General features: G+C 53.6%; 17 protein-coding genes, 1 pseudogene and 1 riboswitch. Of the genes and pseudogenes, 10 read left to right on the top strand and 8 right to left on the bottom strand.

The window, feature by feature from the left end:
* Positions 1-47 precede the first annotated feature (47 nt).
* The 4 genes from pabB (at position 48) to pdeD (ending at position 5235) form a co-directional block, all read left to right on the top strand.
* On the top strand, positions 48-1376 hold the full coding sequence (gene pabB / locus L3068_RS13670) for an aminodeoxychorismate synthase component 1 (RefSeq protein WP_117580411.1): 1329 nt from the start codon (positions 48-50) through the stop codon (positions 1374-1376).
* A gap of 2 nt (positions 1377-1378) precedes the next feature.
* Positions 1379-1957, top strand: a complete 579-nt coding sequence (locus L3068_RS13675; RefSeq protein ID WP_014884275.1) for a CoA pyrophosphatase — start codon at positions 1379-1381, stop codon at positions 1955-1957.
* A gap of 184 nt (positions 1958-2141) precedes the next feature.
* Positions 2142-3506 (top strand): L-serine ammonia-lyase, encoded by a 1365-nt coding sequence (gene sdaA, locus L3068_RS13680; RefSeq protein ID WP_023330634.1) that lies wholly within the window; start codon positions 2142-2144, stop codon positions 3504-3506.
* Between the two features lie 130 nt (positions 3507-3636).
* Positions 3637-5235, top strand: a complete 1599-nt coding sequence (gene pdeD / locus L3068_RS13685; protein ID WP_117580413.1) for a cyclic di-3',5'-guanosine monophosphate phosphodiesterase PdeD — start codon at positions 3637-3639, stop codon at positions 5233-5235.
* A 6-nt stretch (positions 5236-5241) separates the two neighbouring features.
* Here the strand turns inward: pdeD and yoaE are convergent, their stop codons facing one another.
* Complete coding sequence (gene yoaE / locus L3068_RS13690) at positions 5242-6801, bottom strand: CNNM family cation transport protein YoaE (RefSeq protein ID WP_014884278.1); 1560 nt, start codon at positions 6799-6801, stop codon at positions 5242-5244.
* A gap of 461 nt (positions 6802-7262) precedes the next feature.
* Here yoaE and manX point away from each other — a divergent pair, with 461 nt between their 5' ends.
* The 5 genes from manX to mntP all read left to right on the top strand — a co-directional run bounded on the left by manX (position 7263) and on the right by mntP (position 11424).
* Entirely contained in the window at positions 7263-8225 is a 963-nt protein-coding gene (manX, locus tag L3068_RS13695) for a PTS mannose transporter subunit IIAB (protein WP_014884279.1), read from the top strand.
* 47 nt (positions 8226-8272) lie between these two features.
* Entirely contained in the window at positions 8273-9073 is an 801-nt protein-coding gene (gene manY / locus L3068_RS13700; protein WP_008500490.1) for a PTS mannose transporter subunit IIC, read from the top strand.
* 12 nt (positions 9074-9085) lie between these two features.
* Positions 9086-9937: a PTS mannose transporter subunit IID gene (locus L3068_RS13705; RefSeq protein WP_006810994.1), complete on the top strand. Its 852-nt coding sequence runs from the start codon at positions 9086-9088 to the stop codon at positions 9935-9937.
* A 61-nt stretch (positions 9938-9998) separates the two neighbouring features.
* Positions 9999-10457, top strand: coding sequence for a DUF986 family protein (locus L3068_RS13710; RefSeq protein WP_047026974.1), 459 nt, complete (start codon positions 9999-10001; stop codon positions 10455-10457).
* Between the two features lie 199 nt (positions 10458-10656).
* Positions 10657-10847, top strand: a riboswitch (yybP-ykoY riboswitch).
* 10 nt (positions 10848-10857) lie between these two features.
* Complete coding sequence (gene mntP, locus L3068_RS13715; protein ID WP_014884281.1) at positions 10858-11424, top strand: manganese efflux pump MntP; 567 nt, start codon at positions 10858-10860, stop codon at positions 11422-11424.
* On the opposite strand, the gene rlmA is transcribed toward mntP, so the two are convergent.
* The 6 genes and pseudogenes from rlmA to mgrB form a co-directional block, all read right to left on the bottom strand.
* Complete coding sequence (gene rlmA / locus L3068_RS13720) at positions 11421-12236, bottom strand: 23S rRNA (guanine(745)-N(1))-methyltransferase (protein WP_032636216.1); 816 nt, start codon at positions 12234-12236, stop codon at positions 11421-11423. The two genes, mntP and rlmA, sit on opposite strands and share 4 nt — an antisense overlap.
* A gap of 67 nt (positions 12237-12303) precedes the next feature.
* Positions 12304-14022, bottom strand: a complete 1719-nt coding sequence (gene ftsI2, locus L3068_RS13725; RefSeq protein ID WP_256452204.1) for a peptidoglycan DD-transpeptidase FtsI2/PBP3(PARA) — start codon at positions 14020-14022, stop codon at positions 12304-12306.
* Between the two features lie 218 nt (positions 14023-14240).
* The gene (cspE, locus tag L3068_RS13730; protein ID WP_001062678.1) at positions 14241-14450 is read right to left on the bottom strand and encodes a transcription antiterminator/RNA stability regulator CspE; all 210 of its coding nucleotides are present in this window, start codon (positions 14448-14450) and stop codon (positions 14241-14243) included.
* A gap of 12 nt (positions 14451-14462) precedes the next feature.
* A pseudogene (locus tag L3068_RS13735) lies at positions 14463-14607 on the bottom strand (DUF2627 domain-containing protein).
* A gap of 671 nt (positions 14608-15278) precedes the next feature.
* A complete protein-coding gene (locus tag L3068_RS13740; protein WP_014884285.1) occupies positions 15279-15569 on the bottom strand; it encodes a YebO family protein in 291 nt (96 codons plus the stop codon).
* A 74-nt stretch (positions 15570-15643) separates the two neighbouring features.
* Positions 15644-15787 (bottom strand): PhoP/PhoQ regulatory lipoprotein MgrB, encoded by a 144-nt coding sequence (gene mgrB / locus L3068_RS13745; RefSeq protein WP_014884286.1) that lies wholly within the window; start codon positions 15785-15787, stop codon positions 15644-15646.
* Positions 15788-15947: 160 nt separating this feature from the next.
* Between mgrB and L3068_RS13750 the strand changes: the two genes are divergently transcribed.
* A complete protein-coding gene (locus L3068_RS13750) occupies positions 15948-16187 on the top strand; it encodes a YobH family protein (protein WP_014884287.1) in 240 nt (79 codons plus the stop codon).
* Positions 16188-16253: 66 nt separating this feature from the next.
* Here L3068_RS13750 and kdgR read toward each other — a convergent pair whose 3' ends face one another.
* Positions 16254-17045, bottom strand: a complete 792-nt coding sequence (gene kdgR, locus L3068_RS13755) for a DNA-binding transcriptional regulator KdgR (RefSeq protein ID WP_014884288.1) — start codon at positions 17043-17045, stop codon at positions 16254-16256.
* Between the last annotated feature and the right edge of the window lie 66 nt (positions 17046-17111).

Raw genomic sequence — 17111 nt, forward strand, 5'->3', positions numbered from 1 at the left:
AAATTATTCGCGCTAATTATTTCACGCTGCCCGGTAGTATGCCACACATGAACATGCGCTTCCCCACTGTATTGACGTTGCCCTGGCGTGCTGACGCCGCGGAGTTCTGGTTTGCCCGCATAAGCCACCTTCCCTTTGCCATGCTGCTGCATTCTGGCCATGCGGATCACCCCTACAGCCGCTTTGATATTCTGGTTGCCGACCCGCTTAAAACGCTGACAACCGATGACCTGGCGCCGACGGACGATCCCCTGATGCAGCTTCAGCAAGCGCTCAACGCGTTAGGCTTATCCGCCACACCAGACCCGGATCTCCCTTTTCAGGGTGGCGCGCTTGGTCTGTTTGGCTACGATTTGGGTCGCCGTTTCGAAACGCTGCCCGAGCATGCGCAGGCTGATATTTCCCTGCCAGACATGGCCGTGGGGCTGTATGACTGGGCGTTAATTGTCGATCACCAGAAAAAAACGGTTTCTCTGCTGAGCCATAGTGACGTGCAGGCGCGACTGGCCTGGCTTGAAGCGCAACAGCCCGCCCCGGCCCAGACGTTCAGGCTGACCTCTGGCTGGCGCTCGAATATGAGCGGGACGGAATACGCTGAAAAATTCGCGCGCGTTCAGGCGTATCTGCAAAGCGGCGACTGTTATCAGGTGAACCTTGCCCAGCGTTTCCAGGCGACTTATCACGGAGATGAGTGGCAGGCGTTTTCCCGTCTTAATGCCAGCAACAAGGCGCCGTTCAGCGCATTCGTACGTCTGCCTCAGGGCGCTATCCTCAGCCTGTCGCCAGAGCGCTTTATTCATCTGGCCGAAGGGGTCATTCAAACCCGCCCGATTAAAGGCACACTACCGCGTCTGGCGGACCCCAACGCCGATCGCCAGCAGGCGGAGAAACTCGCCGCATCGCCGAAAGATCGCGCCGAGAACCTGATGATCGTCGACCTGATGCGTAACGATATTGGCCGCGTCGCCGAACCCGGCAGCGTGCGCGTGCCGGAGCTGTTCGTCGTCGAGCCTTTCCCGGCGGTACATCATCTGGTCAGCACCATTACCGCGCGCCTGCCCGCCACGCGCACCGCCTGCGATCTGCTTCGCGCCGCGTTTCCGGGCGGCTCCATCACCGGAGCCCCCAAAATTCGCGCGATGGCGATCATCGACGAACTGGAACCGCACCGCCGCAACGCCTGGTGCGGCAGTATCGGCTATATCAGCCTGTGCGGCACCATGGATACCAGCATCACCATTCGTACCCTGACGGCCTGCGACGGCAATCTGTACTGCTCTGCAGGCGGTGGCATTGTGGCGGATAGCCAGGTCGAGGCGGAATATCAGGAAACCTTTGATAAAGTTAACCGTATTCTGAAACAACTGGAGAACTAACGGTGGAGAAAGAGAACCTGACGCTGGATGATTTTCTGTCGCGCTTTCAGCTTTTGCGACCGCAGGTCAACCGCGCCACGCTGAATCAACGTCAGGCGGCGGTGCTGATCCCGGTGGTGCGCCGGGAGCAGCCGGGGCTGTTGCTGACGCAGCGCTCGCCGCATATGCGTAAACACGCCGGTCAGGTTGCCTTTCCCGGAGGCGCGGTGGACAGCACCGATGCGTCGCTGATCGCCGCCGCGCTGCGGGAAGCCCAGGAAGAAGTGGCCATCCCACCTGAGGCGGTCGAGGTGATAGGCGTGCTGCCGCCGGTCGACAGCGTGACCGGTTTTCAGGTCACGCCCGTGGTGGGGATTATCCCGCCGGGCCTGCAGTATCACGCCAGCGTCGATGAAGTGTCAGCCGTGTTTGAGATGCCGCTTGAAGAGGCGCTCCGGCTTAGCCGTTATCATCCGCTGGATATTCAGCGTCGAGGGCATGATCATCGGGTCTGGTTGTCCTGGTATCAGCATTATTTTGTCTGGGGCATGACGGCGGGGATCATTCGTGAACTGGCGCTGCAAATCGGCCTGAAACCTTGACTATACTTTACATTCCATCCTTTTTTGCAGGTTTGCGATCCGCGTCGCGCTATTAGCAAAACCCATCGTTAACCATTAGTTTAATTCATGTGAATAGTTAAGCCGAGGTCGGTGTTCCCTCTTACACTATGCGCAGTTATAACATCGTTACTGGAACCCCGGTAACCCTGTCAGGAGTGTGAAAGTGATTAGTATATTCGACATGTTTAAAGTGGGAATTGGCCCTTCGTCTTCCCATACTGTTGGGCCTATGAAGGCCGGTAAACAGTTCGTCGATGATCTGGTCGAAAAAGGATTACTGGAAAGCGTTACCCGTGTCGCCGTAGACGTTTACGGATCACTGTCATTAACGGGTAAAGGCCACCACACCGATATCGCCATTATTATGGGTCTGGCAGGCAATATGCCGGACACTGTTGATATTGATGCCATCCCGGCATTTATCCGCGACGTGGAAACGCGCGGACGCCTGCTGCTGGCTAACGGCCAGCATGAAGTGGATTTCCCGCAGGATGACGGCATGCGTTTTCGCAGCGACAACCTGCCGCTGCATGAAAACGGCATGACCATTCATGCCTGGAGCGGTGAAAAAGAGATTTACAGCAAAACGTACTACTCCATCGGCGGTGGCTTCATCGTCGATGAAGAGCATTTTGGCAAAGACAGCGTTGGCGACGTCAGCGTCCCGTATCCGTTTAAGTCGGCTACCGAGATGTTGGGGTACTGCAAAGAGACCGGTCTTTCCCTGTCCGGTATGGTTATGCAGAACGAACTGGCGCTGCACAGCAAAAAAGAAATTGAAGACTATTTTGCTAACGTGTGGCAAACCATGCGCGCCTGTATTGACCGCGGGATGAACACCGAAGGCGTATTGCCTGGGCCACTGCGCGTGCCGCGTCGTGCCTCTGCCCTGCGCCGTATGCTGGTGACCACGGATAAATTCTCGAATGACCCGATGAACGTGGTCGACTGGGTAAACATGTTTGCCCTGGCGGTTAACGAAGAGAACGCCGCCGGTGGCCGTGTCGTGACGGCGCCAACCAACGGTGCCTGCGGCATCGTTCCAGCGGTACTGGCCTACTACGATCACTTTATTGAGCCTGTCACGCCCGATATCTACATCCGCTATTTCCTCGCGGCAGGGGCCATCGGCGCGCTGTACAAGATGAACGCGTCCATCTCCGGTGCGGAAGTGGGCTGTCAGGGTGAAGTGGGCGTTGCCTGCTCGATGGCTGCCGCCGGTCTGGCTGAACTGTTGGGTGCAAGCCCTGAACAGGTTTGCGTGGCGGCAGAGATTGGTATGGAGCATAACCTCGGTCTGACCTGTGACCCTGTCGCGGGCCAGGTACAGGTACCGTGCATTGAGCGTAACGCGATTGCCTCTGTCAAAGCGATCAACGCCTCACGCATGGCGATGCGCCGTACCAGCGAACCGCGCGTGTCGCTGGATAAGGTCATCGAAACCATGTACGAAACCGGCAAAGACATGAACGCGAAGTACCGTGAGACGTCGCGTGGTGGTCTGGCTATTAAGGTGCAGTGCGACTAATACTCGCTTTCGCCCATCTGCAACGGATGGGCGAATTTCCCCCCTCTTTCTCGTCTCCTTTCGCTTTCCCCACTACACTTTTACTGTTGCGTCCGGCTTTTGGGGCTGGTGGCTTATCAGGCGACCGTTCATGCAAACTGCACAAACGATCATTAAACATTACCGCCGAAAACGCGTTATCGTCTGTGTGACGGTTGCGATCCTTACGCTCATTCTGACCCTGGGCGCTCGCTTTATTTCTCAGCGCAACGTTAACCAGCAGCGGGTACTCGACTTCAGCAGCCATACCGTTCGCTCTCTGGATAATCTTCTCCTTTCGCTGGAAAAACGCCGCAGCGTGTTCCAGCAGCTGGTGGGTCAGCCCTGCCCTCAGGCACATTTGGCCCTGCGAAAACAGGCGGCCATTTTGCAAACGGTACGCTCCATTGCCCTGATTAAAGACGGTATCCTGTATTGCTCCAGCGTTTTCGGCAGCCGTAATATTCCCATCCGCGACTTTCTCCCGGAATTACCCGCCAGCTCGCCGAAGCTGATTTTATCGACCGATCGGTGGCTGATGAAGGGCAGTCCGATCTTGATCCAGTGGAACCCGGTGTCCCAGGACGGGGAAGATGGCGTCATTGAGATCATTAATATTGATTTGATCACCAGAATGATACTGGAGCCCGAGCGTCCACTTATTGATGATGTGGCGTTATCCGTGGGCGATCGTTTTTTGCGCTATGGTCAACGGGTCACCGATAGCCTGACTTTCGGAAAGGCTGGCGGGCTTGTTCAGCTGTCATCCACCCACAACCCCTTCTCCATCATCGTCAGCGGGCCAGGTCCAGGAGAGCTGGCCCTGAAGACCCTGCCCGCGCAGCTTCCGTTGGGTCTTATGCTGAGCCTGCTGCTGGGCTATCTCGCCTGGCTGGCGACGGCGAACAGGATGAGTTTCACGTGGGAGATTGATATGGGCATTGCGGCCCGGGAATTCGAGCTTTTCTGCCAGCCGCTGGTGAATGCCCGTACTCAGGCGTGCGTCGGCGTTGAAATTCTGCTGCGCTGGAATAACCCGCGACAGGGGTGGATCTCCCCGGAAGTGTTTATTCCTCTGGCTGAAGAACATAATCTGATTGTCCCTCTGACACGCTATGTCCTCGCCGAAACCGTACGTCAGATAGACTACTTTCCTTCCAGCGCCGGTTTTCACATCGGCATTAACGTCGCAGCCAGCCATTTCCGTCACGCGGTGTTGTTACAGGACCTGAACCGCCTCTGGTTCAGCGCTAACCCGCGTCAGCAGCTGGTGATTGAATTAACGGAACGGGATGCCCTTCCGGATGCGGAATATCGTATTGTGCGCGAACTGCATCGCAAAGGGGTGAAGCTTGCCATCGACGATTTTGGTACCGGAAACAGCTCCCTCTCCTGGCTTGAAAAGCTGCACCCGGACGTACTAAAAATCGACCAGTCGTTTATCACTGCCATTGGCACCGACGCCGTGAATTCAACGGTGACGGATATCATCATTGCACTGGGTCAGCGACTCAATATCGAACTGGTGGCTGAAGGGGTCGAAACAGAGGAGCAGGCGCGATATCTGCGCCGCCATGGTGTATCGGTCCTGCAGGGATTTTACTATGCGCGGCCGATGCCGCTGAGAGACTTTCCACAATGGCTGGCGGGAAGTGCTCCCCCGCCAGCACAGCATAACGGACACATTGTGCCCTTAATGCCCCTGCGTTAAGCAGAGCTATTCTTCTTCATCGTGGACAGATTGTTCTTTAACAATACGGACCATATCAACGCGATAGTCGTTGGCTTCAACAATGGTAATGTGCAGCGGCGGCAACTCAATCACATCCCCGATACGCGGGATTTGCCCGTTCACGGCGATAACCAGACCGGCAACGGTCGCGATGTCTTCTTCATCGTTGACCACGTTTTCCACCCCGAGCGTGTGCGAGAGCGCGTGCAGGTCGGTCGTGCCTTTAACCAGCCAGCCTTCGCCGTCGGCGACGATCTCAGGCGTTTCGTCGGCATCCGGGAACTCACCGGCAATCGCTTCCAGCACGTCCAGCGGCGTGACCAGCCCCTGCACCACACCGAACTCGTTGGTGACGATAACGAAGCTGCCGCGTGCGCGTCGCAACACGCCCAGCAGGTTGATCGGATCCAGCGTTTCCGGCACGACAATCGCAGGCGATGCAGCCGCAATGGCTTCGACGTTGACGCCCTCTTCCAGGGCCACCAGCATCTCTTTCGCTCGCACGACGCCGATGATCTCATCCAGCTCACCGCGACACACCGGGAACAGGCTGTGCGGTGAAGAGAGCAACTGCTGACGAATTTCATCCACGCTCAGGTTCGCATCGACCCAGCTGATTTCCCCGCGCGGGGTCATGATTCCGCGCAGCGAACGGGAAGCAAGGGAGAGCACGCCGTTGATCATGTAGCGCTCTTCTTCTACAAACGCCCCTTCCGGAACCGGCACCGGATTACGGTTTTCAGTATCAGACTGAACGTTCACCTGGCGACGACCGCCCATCAGACGCAGAATGGCATCTGCGGTACGGGCGCGCAGCGGCTGATTCGACTGCTGCTTAATAAAGTTCCGGCGCGCAATCTGGTTGAACAGTTCAATCAGGATCGAGAAGCCAATTGCGGCGTACAGATAACCTTTCGGAATATGGAAGCCAAAACCTTCCGCTACCAGGCTCAGACCAATCATCAGCAGGAAGCTCAGACAGAGCACAACCACCGTCGGATGTTGGTTGACGAAACGCGTCAGCGGTTTCGACGCCAGCAGCATGACCGCCATAGCAATGACCACAGCCGCCATCATCACAGGGAGATGGTTCACCATGCCGACCGCCGTGATGACCGCATCCAGCGAGAAGACCGCATCCAGCACGACGATCTGCAGCACCACCACCCAGAAACTGGCGTAGCCCTTACCGTGTCCATCGTCGTGCTGACGGTTTTCCAGCCGCTCGTGGAGTTCCGTGGTCGCTTTAAAGAGCAGGAATATCCCCCCGATCAGCATGATTAAATCACGCCCGGAGAAGGTGTAATCCATGACGGAGAACAGCGGTTTTGTCAGCGTGACCATCCAGGAGATGACGGAAAGCAGTCCCAGTCGCATGACCAGCGCCAGCGAGAGGCCAATCAGACGCGCTTTATCACGCTGTTTTGGCGGCAGCTTATCCGCAAGGATGGCGATAAACACCAGGTTATCGATGCCGAGAACGATCTCCAGCACCACCAGCGTGAGCAATCCCACCCAGATTGACGGGTCCATTAAGAATTCCATGACAAGCTCCTGCTAAAGGAATGACGAAACGGTGCCCCACTCAACGTGGGCAAAACAGAGGAAGACAGAGTCGGTACATGGCGAGGATCGCCGGTGAAAAAGGCGCAAATTGGCCTGAAAGATGACTGACGTCGGTGACGGTCCATATAGTAGGCTGTAGCCCTATACTCCTGAACAGGTAAACGGAGGCTAAACATATCAGAGACACCAGGTTTTAAGCAAAGATTTACGTTCTTTTGCAAAAACGCAATAAGACTAAATTTGTGTTGAGAATTTTCTCGATCGGGAAAGCTAAATTACGGATCTTCATCACATAAATTATTTTTTCACTGTCTAAAATAATTCGCGGAAGTCTTAGTTTTTTGAACTCTAACCCTTATCTGAATCGATTCGGTTCGCCAATACGATTCTCAGTACGTCTGCCCGGCAGGCGTATTAATGATAATAAAAGGAGGTAGCAAGTGACCATTGCTATTGTCATAGGCACACATGGTTGGGCTGCTGAGCAGCTACTCAAAACGGCAGAGATGCTGTTGGGCGAGCAGGAAAACGTCGGCTGGATCGATTTCGTTCCCGGTGAAAACGCCGAGACGCTGATTGAGAAGTACAACGCTCAACTCTCGAAGCTGGATACCAGCAAAGGCGTGCTGTTTCTCGTTGATACATGGGGCGGCAGCCCGTTCAATGCTGCCAGCCGTATTGTCGTCGATAAAGAGCATTATGAAGTCGTCGCCGGCGTTAATATTCCCATGCTGGTGGAAACCTTTATGGCGCGCGACGACAACCCGACGTTTGATGAGCTTGTCGCCCTGGCGGTTGAAACGGGCCGTGAAGGCGTGAAAGCCCTGAAAGCACAGCCGGTTGAGAAACCCGCTCCCGCGGCAGCAGCACCGAAAGTGGCTACACCGGCAAAACCCATGGGTCCGAATGATTATATGGTCATCGGCCTTGCACGTATTGATGACCGCTTAATCCACGGCCAGGTGGCAACGCGCTGGACTAAAGAGACCAACGTTCGCCGCATTATCGTCGTCAGCGACGAAGTTGCCGCCGACACCGTACGTAAAACCCTTCTGACTCAGGTTGCTCCTCCTGGCGTCACCGCGCACGTGGTGGATGTCGCCAAGATGATCCGCGTTTACAACAACCCGAAATACGCGGGTGAACGCGTAATGCTGCTGTTTACTAACCCGACAGACGTTGAGCGCATTGTTGAAGGCGGCGTGAAAATCACCTCCGTGAACATTGGGGGTATGGCGTTCCGTCAGGGCAAAACGCAGGTCAACAACGCCATTTCAGTCGATGCGAAAGATATCGAGGCATTCAACAAGCTGAATGCGCGCGGTATTGAGCTGGAAGCCCGTAAAGTTTCCACTGACCAGAAACTGAAAATGATGGATTTGATCGGTAAAGTTGGGAAATAAGCCCGCGCCGGTTTTTCACATAAAGCTTATGTAATAGGAGAAGTACAATGGAGATTACCACTCTTCAGATTGTGCTGGTGTTCGTCGTCGCATGTATTGCGGGTATGGAATCCGTACTTGATGAATTTCAGTTCCACCGTCCTCTGGTGGCCTGTACGTTGATTGGTGCCGTTCTGGGTGATATGAAAACCGGTATCATCATCGGGGGTACGCTGGAAATGATCGCCCTCGGCTGGATGAACATCGGTGCTGCCGTTGCGCCAGATGCCGCGCTGGCCTCCATCATTTCGACCGTTCTGGTTATTGCCGGTCATCAGAGTATCGGTGCAGGTATCGCTCTGGCCATCCCTCTGGCCGCAGCAGGCCAGGTTCTGACCATTATCGTACGTACCATCACCGTTGCTTTCCAGCACGCGGCGGATAAGGCGGCCGAAAACGGCAACCTCACGGCACTCTCCTGGATCCACGTTTCATCCCTGTTCCTGCAGGCGATGCGTATCGCCATTCCGGCGGTTATCGTTGCGATCTCAGTCGGTACCAGTGAAGTCCAGAGCATGCTGAACGCCATTCCAGAAGTGGTCACCGGCGGTCTGAACATCGCGGGCGGTATGATCGTGGTCGTTGGTTATGCGATGGTCATTAACATGATGCGCGCAGGCTACCTGATGCCGTTCTTCTACCTCGGCTTCGTGACCGCAGCATTCACCAACTTCAACCTGGTTGCACTGGGTGTCATTGGTGCCGTCATGGCAATTCTCTACATCCAGCTCAGCCCGAAATATAACCGCGTTGCGGGTGCCCCAGCGCAGGCTGCTGGTAACAACGATCTCGATAACGAACTGGACTAACAGGTGAGCGAAATGGTTGATATGACAAAAACTACCACCGAGAAAAAACTCACTCCGGGTGATATTCGTGGCGTGTTCATCCGTTCTAACCTGTTTCAGGGTTCATGGAACTTCGAACGTATGCAGGCGCTGGGCTTCTGCTTCTCCATGGTACCGGCGATCAAGCGCCTGTACCCGGAAAATAACGAAGCACGACGTCAGGCGATTAAGCGTCACCTGGAATTCTTCAACACCCATCCATATGTAGCCGCGCCGGTTCTGGGCGTAACGCTGGCGATGGAAGAGCAGCGTGCCAACGGCGCAGAGATTGACGATGGTGCGATCAACGGTATCAAAGTCGGTCTGATGGGTCCTCTGGCCGGTGTAGGTGACCCTATCTTCTGGGGTACGGTTCGTCCGGTCTTTGCCGCGCTGGGGGCGGGGATCGCCATGAGCGGCAGCCTGCTCGGTCCTCTGCTGTTCTTTATCCTGTTCAACGCGGTGCGACTGCTGACACGTTACTACGGCGTGGCCTACGGCTACCGCAAGGGCGTGGATATTGTTAAGGATATGGGCGGCGGCTTCCTGCAGAAACTGACCGAGGGGGCGTCAATCCTGGGCCTGTTTGTGATGGGGGCACTGGTGAACAAGTGGACGCACGTGAACATCCCGCTGGTGGTATCGACCATCACCGGCCAGGATGGTCAGACCCGCGTCACCACCGTGCAGACTATCCTGGATCAGCTGATGCCGGGCCTGGTACCGCTGCTGTTGACCTTCGCCTGTATGTGGCTGCTGCGTAAGAAGGTGAACCCGCTGTGGATCATCGTTGGCTTCTTCGTCATCGGTATCGCGGGCTACGCTGTCGGCCTGCTGGGTCTGTAAAGCAGTAACGTGAGACGCCGGGGGCTTGCCCCCGGTTTTTTATCGGTTATCCGGAGGATGAATGACTGTCACGGACATCGTACTGGTTTTATTTATTGTTGCCCTTCTGGCTTACGCTATCTATGACGAGTTCATTATGCCTCGCCGCCACGGCGAGACGCTACTGACCCTTCCCCTCTTACGCCGCGGACGCATTGATGCGTTTATCTTTGCGGGTCTGGTGGTCATTCTGATCTACAATAACGTCACCAGCCACGGTGCAATATTAACCACATGGTTATTATGTGCGCTGGCATTAATGGCGATTTACCTTTTCTGGATCCGTTCGCCAAAACTCATTTTTAAAAAACACGGATTCTTCTTCGCCAACGTATGGATAGAATATAACCGCATTAAAGAGATGAATTTATCCGAAGACGGTGTGTTAGTGATGCAATTAGAACAACGCCGCCTGCTCATCCGGGTCAAGAATATTGATGACCTTGAGAAAATCTACACATTACTCCTTAAAACTCAATAAGTTAAATTTATAGCATCGGCTATATATTACGCTATTTTCTCACCCTGAATATAGCCGTTGCTATATCTGCTATCCTCTTTTGACTTATATTCATTAACGATATTTTCACGCATAAACCTAAATGAAAATCGTTATCAAGAAAGCGAGTAAATTAAGCCTTCCTCGATGTTGTTTTATATTCTCAAAATATGTTAAGGTTGCGCCCGTCGTTGGGGAGTAGCCGATTTCCTGCACGCAGGAAATGTACGTGTCAACATACTCGTTGAAAAACGTGGCACGTACGGATCGCTTTCAGCACGCTTACGGTGCAAAAGAGATCAGGCGAGACCATAGATACATCAACTGCTGTTTACTGGGGGCAGTGATGTGTCATATGGATATCCCCGGTCTGGACGCTGTTATGAATATCTCCGCTACGATCCTTCTCGCTTTTGGCATGTCCATGGACGCTTTTGCTGCCTCCATTGGCAAGGGTGCCACGCTCCACAAACCTAAATTCTCAGAAGCACTGCGTACCGGGCTGATTTTTGGCGCCATCGAAACGCTGACACCGCTCATCGGTTGGGGTCTGGGTATGCTCGCCAGCCAGTTCGTGCTCGAGTGGAATCACTGGATCGCGTTCGTTCTGCTGGTGTTTCTCGGTGGCCGAATGGTCATCGAGGGTTTTCGCGGCGGGGATGATGAAGGTGCGGAACCGCAATACCGCCATGGATTCTGGCTGCTGGTGACAACCGCTATCGCCACAAGCCTTGACGCCATGGCCGTCGGGGTGGGTCTGGCTTTCCTGCAGGTTAACATTATCGCCACTGCGCTGGCCATTGGCTGTGCAACACTGATTATGTCCACGCTGGGCATAATGGTCGGACGCTTTATCGGCCCGCTACTGGGTAAACGCGCCGAGATCTTAGGCGGTATCGTTTTGATCGGCATTGGTGCCCAGATCCTCTGGGCACACTTCGCGGGTTAAGCGTCGCGCTGCCAGACATGGATACTGAAATCTGTCTGGCAGCTAAACGTCGTCCGGGCCGCTAGCGCCGCCCAAACTTCCGGTTTTGCCCGCCACGCGAACGGCGTCATCTGCAACAGTGCTACCGCCTCCTGCCCCTCCAGGTCCATTTGATACGCCACTGACTGCTCCTGCTTCAGCGTAAAACCGGCCAGCTGTTCAGAATGGGGGGCATGCAGACGCACGTCATCATAGATGAGCCCTTTCAGTTCCATCAGGTGACGCGGGCCGGGTGTGACGGTGATGACCCATCCGCCGGGTTTCACCACCCGTGCAAGCTCTTGCGCTTTACAGGGAGCATAGATGCGGATGATAGCGTCCATACTGGCATCTTCGAACGGCAACCGGTGGCTTGAAGCCACGCAGTACGTCACGCCAGCGTAGCGTTTAGCCGCCGCGCGAATGGCCACTTTCGACACGTCGAGACCGAATGTTACGGCCCCCTTCTCACGCACCACTTCCGCAAACCGCGCGGTGTAGTATCCTTCTCCACAACCGATATCCAGCATGGCGGACGCCGAATCAGGCAACATATCATCCAGCATCTGCGCAACTGTCTCCCGCAGCGGCAGATAGTGTCCGGCATCGAGAAATGCACGGCGTGCCTGCATCATCTCCGCACTATCGCCCGGATCGCGGGAGCGCTTATGCTGCACCGGCAGAAGATTCACATATCCTTCTTTCGCCATATCAAACTGATGTCCCTGCGGACAACGATAACTTTTATCTGAGCGCATCAGCGACGCATGACAAAGGGGGCAACTGAAGGACATGGCAACTCCGGGGCATAAACCAAAGGGCGAAGTGTACCGCTATTCGCCCCGCTATAAAACGGCTGGATTACCGCATGACGATAAGGTGGTCAGAACCGGCCGGGAGGCCATCAGGTTTTATATTCTCCAGGCGCAGCACGTTGCCCATGATTTCGCTGAAAACCGGCGCTGAAACCGCCCCACCGTAGTACGCCCCGTTTTGAGGCTCGTTAATCACCACGACCAGCGCAAAACGCGGATCGCTCGCAGGCGCGACGCCCGCGGTATAGGCGACATATTTATCGACATATTTGCCGCTGTCATCAATCTTCTTCGCCGTACCGGTTTTTACCGCCACGCGGTAATCACGCACCGCGGCCTTAACGCCACCGCCACCGGGTAGCGCAACGCTCTCCATCATATGCTCCACCTCATGCGCGATCTCCTCCGGCATAACGCGGTGCCCGATAACGGGGGGATCGATGCGGGTGATCGACAGGGGACGCTCCAGTCCAAATCCGCCAATCGTCGCATAGACGTGGGCAAGCTGGAGCGGCGTCACCATCAGGCCATAGCCGAAGGCAAAGGTCGCGCGGTCGAGCTGGCTCCAGTACTTACGCTGTGGCAACAGGCCCGCGCTCTCCCCCGTTAAGCCAAGACCCGTGTTCGTGCCAAAACCAAAGTTCCGGTAGGTATCAAGAAGGTGCTGTATGGGCATCGCCAGCGAGAGCCGGGAGACTCCGGTATCGCTCGATTTCTGCAGGATCCCGGTCATCGTCAGCTCCGGGTAGTAGCCCACGTCGCGAATACGGTGTCCATCAAGTGTATAAGGATGGGTGTCAATCACGCTGTCCGGCTGGACCAGCCCCTGCTGCAGCGCCGTCATCAGCACCAGCGGTTTAACGGTCGAACCGGGTTCGAACGTATCGCTAATAGCCCGGTTACGAAAATCGTTAATTGTCGCGCCTTCCCGGTTATTGGGGTTGAAGTCCGGGTAACTCGCCATGGCGAGTATTTCGCCGGTTGGGATATTGATCAATACCGATGCCCCTGACTCGGCCTTATTCCAGGCCACGGCATTATCCAGCGCGTCTTCGGTAATGGTCTGTAGCCGCTCGTCGATGCTGAGCTGAATGTTATGCGCTGGCGTGGGCGCAACTTCCGTCAGGTTTTCAACCACCCGGCCGTAGCGATCCTCCCTTACCTGTCGGACACCCGCTTTACCCGTCAGCTGAGTATTAAAGCTTTTTTCCACCCCTTCAATGCCCTGCCCGTCAATATTGGTGAAGCCAATCAGATTGGCCGCCACGTGGCCTGCCGGGTAAAAACGGCGCGATTCATCACGCAGGTTAATTCCCGGCAAATTCAGTTTATCAATCCATTTGGCCTGCGCAGGATCAACCTGACGAGCCAGGTAAATGAACCGGCCCCTGGGATTGGCGTTAATGCGCGAAGAGAGGGTATTCAGGGAGAGATGAAGCGCGCTCGCCAGCGCCTGCCAGCGATCGTCAAAACCAACGCCCCCTTTTGCGAGTAACGTTTTAGGGTCGGCCCATACGGCTCTGACGGGCACGCTGACCGCCAGAGGTCGGCCTTCACGATCCGTGATCATCCCTCGTGGAGCATCAATCGTCAGCTGACGCAGCGATCGCATATCTTCCTGCTTCACCAGGTTGTCTGGTTTGATGATTTGTAGCCAGGCAACACGACCCAGCAAAAAAGCCAGACTGCAGAAAATAGCAAAACAGAGCAGCGCAAAACGCGCTGGTGTGAAATTGCCAGCGCTCATAATTAATTTCTTTTTCACCTGAACCCCAGAGCTGTTAAACAACGCTCTGATTTAACGGGAAAAGATGCGCTGAGGGAGGCGAAACTGTGCTTCTAACCTCGCAGCTTTGCAACAAGTTGCTAACGAGACAGAGGATAGTCATATTTTGAAAGATAAGGGCATAAAAAAGCCCCGCATTGTGCGAGGCTTTATGTCTGAGATTGAAGTGCTACGCGCTTCAGTCAGCAGCGGTTCGATCAGATAGCAGTTACGTTAACTGCAGCTGGGCCTTTCTGGCCGTCCTGAATTTCGAACTCAACGTTCTGGCCTTCAGCCAGAGTTTTGAAGCCGTTACCCTGGATTGCAGAGAAGTGTACGAACACGTCTTTGCTGCCGTCAGCAGGAGTAATGAAACCAAAACCTTTAGACTCGTTGAACCACTTAACTTGACCTTTAATCTTTGCCATTTGCAAAATTCCTTAGAGTGTTTTCTTAGCCCGCAGGCATTGACTGAGATAAAACTGAGACATTACTGCATGAGGCACTAATATAAGGTTCGGCAGAGAAGCGGTATTCAACGACAACGTGTTTACTCAGGACTTCTTTACTGAAAATGCCACACATAAACAGAACTGTACCTCGTTTGACCCAAAACGTGTTATCACACACTATGTTTAATATGGCAAGCCATTTTTAAACATGTCTCGATCCGCCGCACAAATTCGAACACTGTCTGTAAGGATTTGCACAATTATGCGCGATACACACAGACAGCTTAACGCTTTTACACAGGCTCTACGGTGCTTTCGCAAGCACTGTAATCTAAGACTTTTTTAACATAGCTCAATCATTACAATGCGTCCAGCAACCGTGAAAAGAAATCTTCGGAATTGATTGAGTTAGAACAAATTGTGAAAACTTATGCTTAAATCATTGCAACGGGGGCGTATTGTTTCAGGAAAAACTCAATGTTAATAATCCGCACCGAACTGTATTAAAATGCAGCAGGTAATAAGGAGGGTTATGCACCAAAATAATGAAATTTTTATGACGCTGCATCAAAACAAGGCAAGCAAAACGTTTCGATAAAAATAAAACATTTTTGAGCGTAGATACATACAGAATATATGCAACAATTCATCGCTTCGTTTATAAGGATAAATAATCGCCAGTTTTCAGTATCCTGAAAGTACTATTAACTGGTGCTAAATTATCTGCCTTACCACTTAACGCGTTTTCAGGGAGGGATTACACCTGGACTGAACCAGACCACAGTCCCTCCCGGGACACGGCAATCAGCGCTCAGCCACCAGACGGATAAAATCGTCCTGATCCTGGTTGTTTTCAGCGACAGCCTCTTTTGACTCGTCTTTCCCTTCCGGTTCGTTAGCCTCGCACAGACGACGCAGCAGCGCATTCTGACGCTTTTGCTGATCGAGCAGCGCTTCCAGCAGTTCAATCTGCTCGTTTGTACGGGAACTGGCACGGTTCACGAAAAACCAAATGACCAGACCCACCAGCAGAACAACCAAAGAGATCATCAGGGATGCTACATTCAGCAACCCTGAGTTCAGTAACTCACCCATTTCACCACCTCAATAAAAACGCCTATTTTACCACTGGTGCGAAGGAAGGAAATCACCTTAAGAAAAAATGCGTGCTACCACGGGATAAACTTATTGATTGCGCAAACGCCGCTAAAAAACTGTACATCCTGATCGCACATCACATTGATCGTCTGCGTCCATAACACCACGCACGCTATCAGTACGACAATCAGAATCACCCAGCGTATTTTTTTCACTCCACACTCCGTCTAAAGACCTGATACAACCAGGTTATCACGGTGACCTTAAACAAGGACTAACTGTACCAACATCAGGTCTTTTTCAGAATCCTGCACTTGTTTCATTACGTAAACCGTTTAGGCTAGCCTCATGATAACAACGATAAAAGAGGTAACAATGCGCGTAATCATTCGAACGATTATAGTACTGGCGATACTCTGGATTGGACTTTTGTTAACCGGCTACGGTGTGCTTGTGGGAAGCACCGAAAATGCAGCAGGCTTAGGTATTCAGTGTAAGTACGTAACAGCACAAGGCGTAAGCACGGCGCAGTATCTCCATTCTGACAGCGGCATCATTGGTTTAACCAACTGCCCGGTACTGAGGAAGATGTCCGTCGTGGTTGATAATGGCTAACTGGCCTGGTTAACCACTGACGAAAAACGCCGCAAAAGATGCGGCGTTTTTTTATGCTAAAACGCGTTAAAAGGGATAGTCGTGATAGCCCATCTGCTCGGAAATCTTACGCGCGGCAGTGTGCAGAATAGCCACATACTCGTGCAGACGCTCTTCTGAGAAGCGCAGGGTTGGGAAAGAGATACTTAAACCCGCGATCACCACGCCAAACCGGTCAAACACCGGAACGCCGATGCAGCGCAGCCCTTCTTCCTGCTCTTCGTTATCTTCGCCGTATCCTTGTTCACGCACCTTGTCGAGTACCGTTAACAGTTCATCAGTATTGGTAATGGTTCGTTCCGTACTGCGTTTATATTCCACACCATCAAGGATCTGCTTCACCTCTTCGCGATCGCGCCACGCCAGCAGAACCTTGCCAATTGCCGTGCTATAAAGCGGGTTGCGGCGGCCAATGCGCGAATACATACGCAGGTTGTACATGGAGTCGATTTTATGGATGTAAACAATGCTGTCTTCATCCAGTGCACCCAGGTGGATGGTCTCTTTGGTCAGACGGGAGATCTCACGCATCTGAATGTCCGCGCTGCGGATCAAATCAACGTTTTGCAGCGCCCGGGCACCCAGTTCGAACAGCTTTAGCGTCAGAGAGTATTTTTCAGACTCTCCTTCCTGCGCTACATAACCCAGTGACTTCATGGTTTGCAAAAAGCGGTAAACGGTGCTTTTCGACATCATCACACGCTGCGACAACTCTGTAATACCAATTTCACGCTCTTCTCCGAGCGCCTGTAAGATGCCAAACACCTTCAGCACGGAAGAAACAGAATCTGGCTGTTTATCCAAATCCGCAATTGCCATTTACCACCTCATAGAGAGTGTTTTATAAAAATCAGAACCGGTTTTTATTATAAATTCCTGTGATGT

This window comes from Enterobacter cloacae complex sp. ECL414 (genome assembly GCF_021869685.1).
Classification (GTDB): Bacteria; Pseudomonadota; Gammaproteobacteria; order Enterobacterales; family Enterobacteriaceae; genus Enterobacter; species Enterobacter kobei.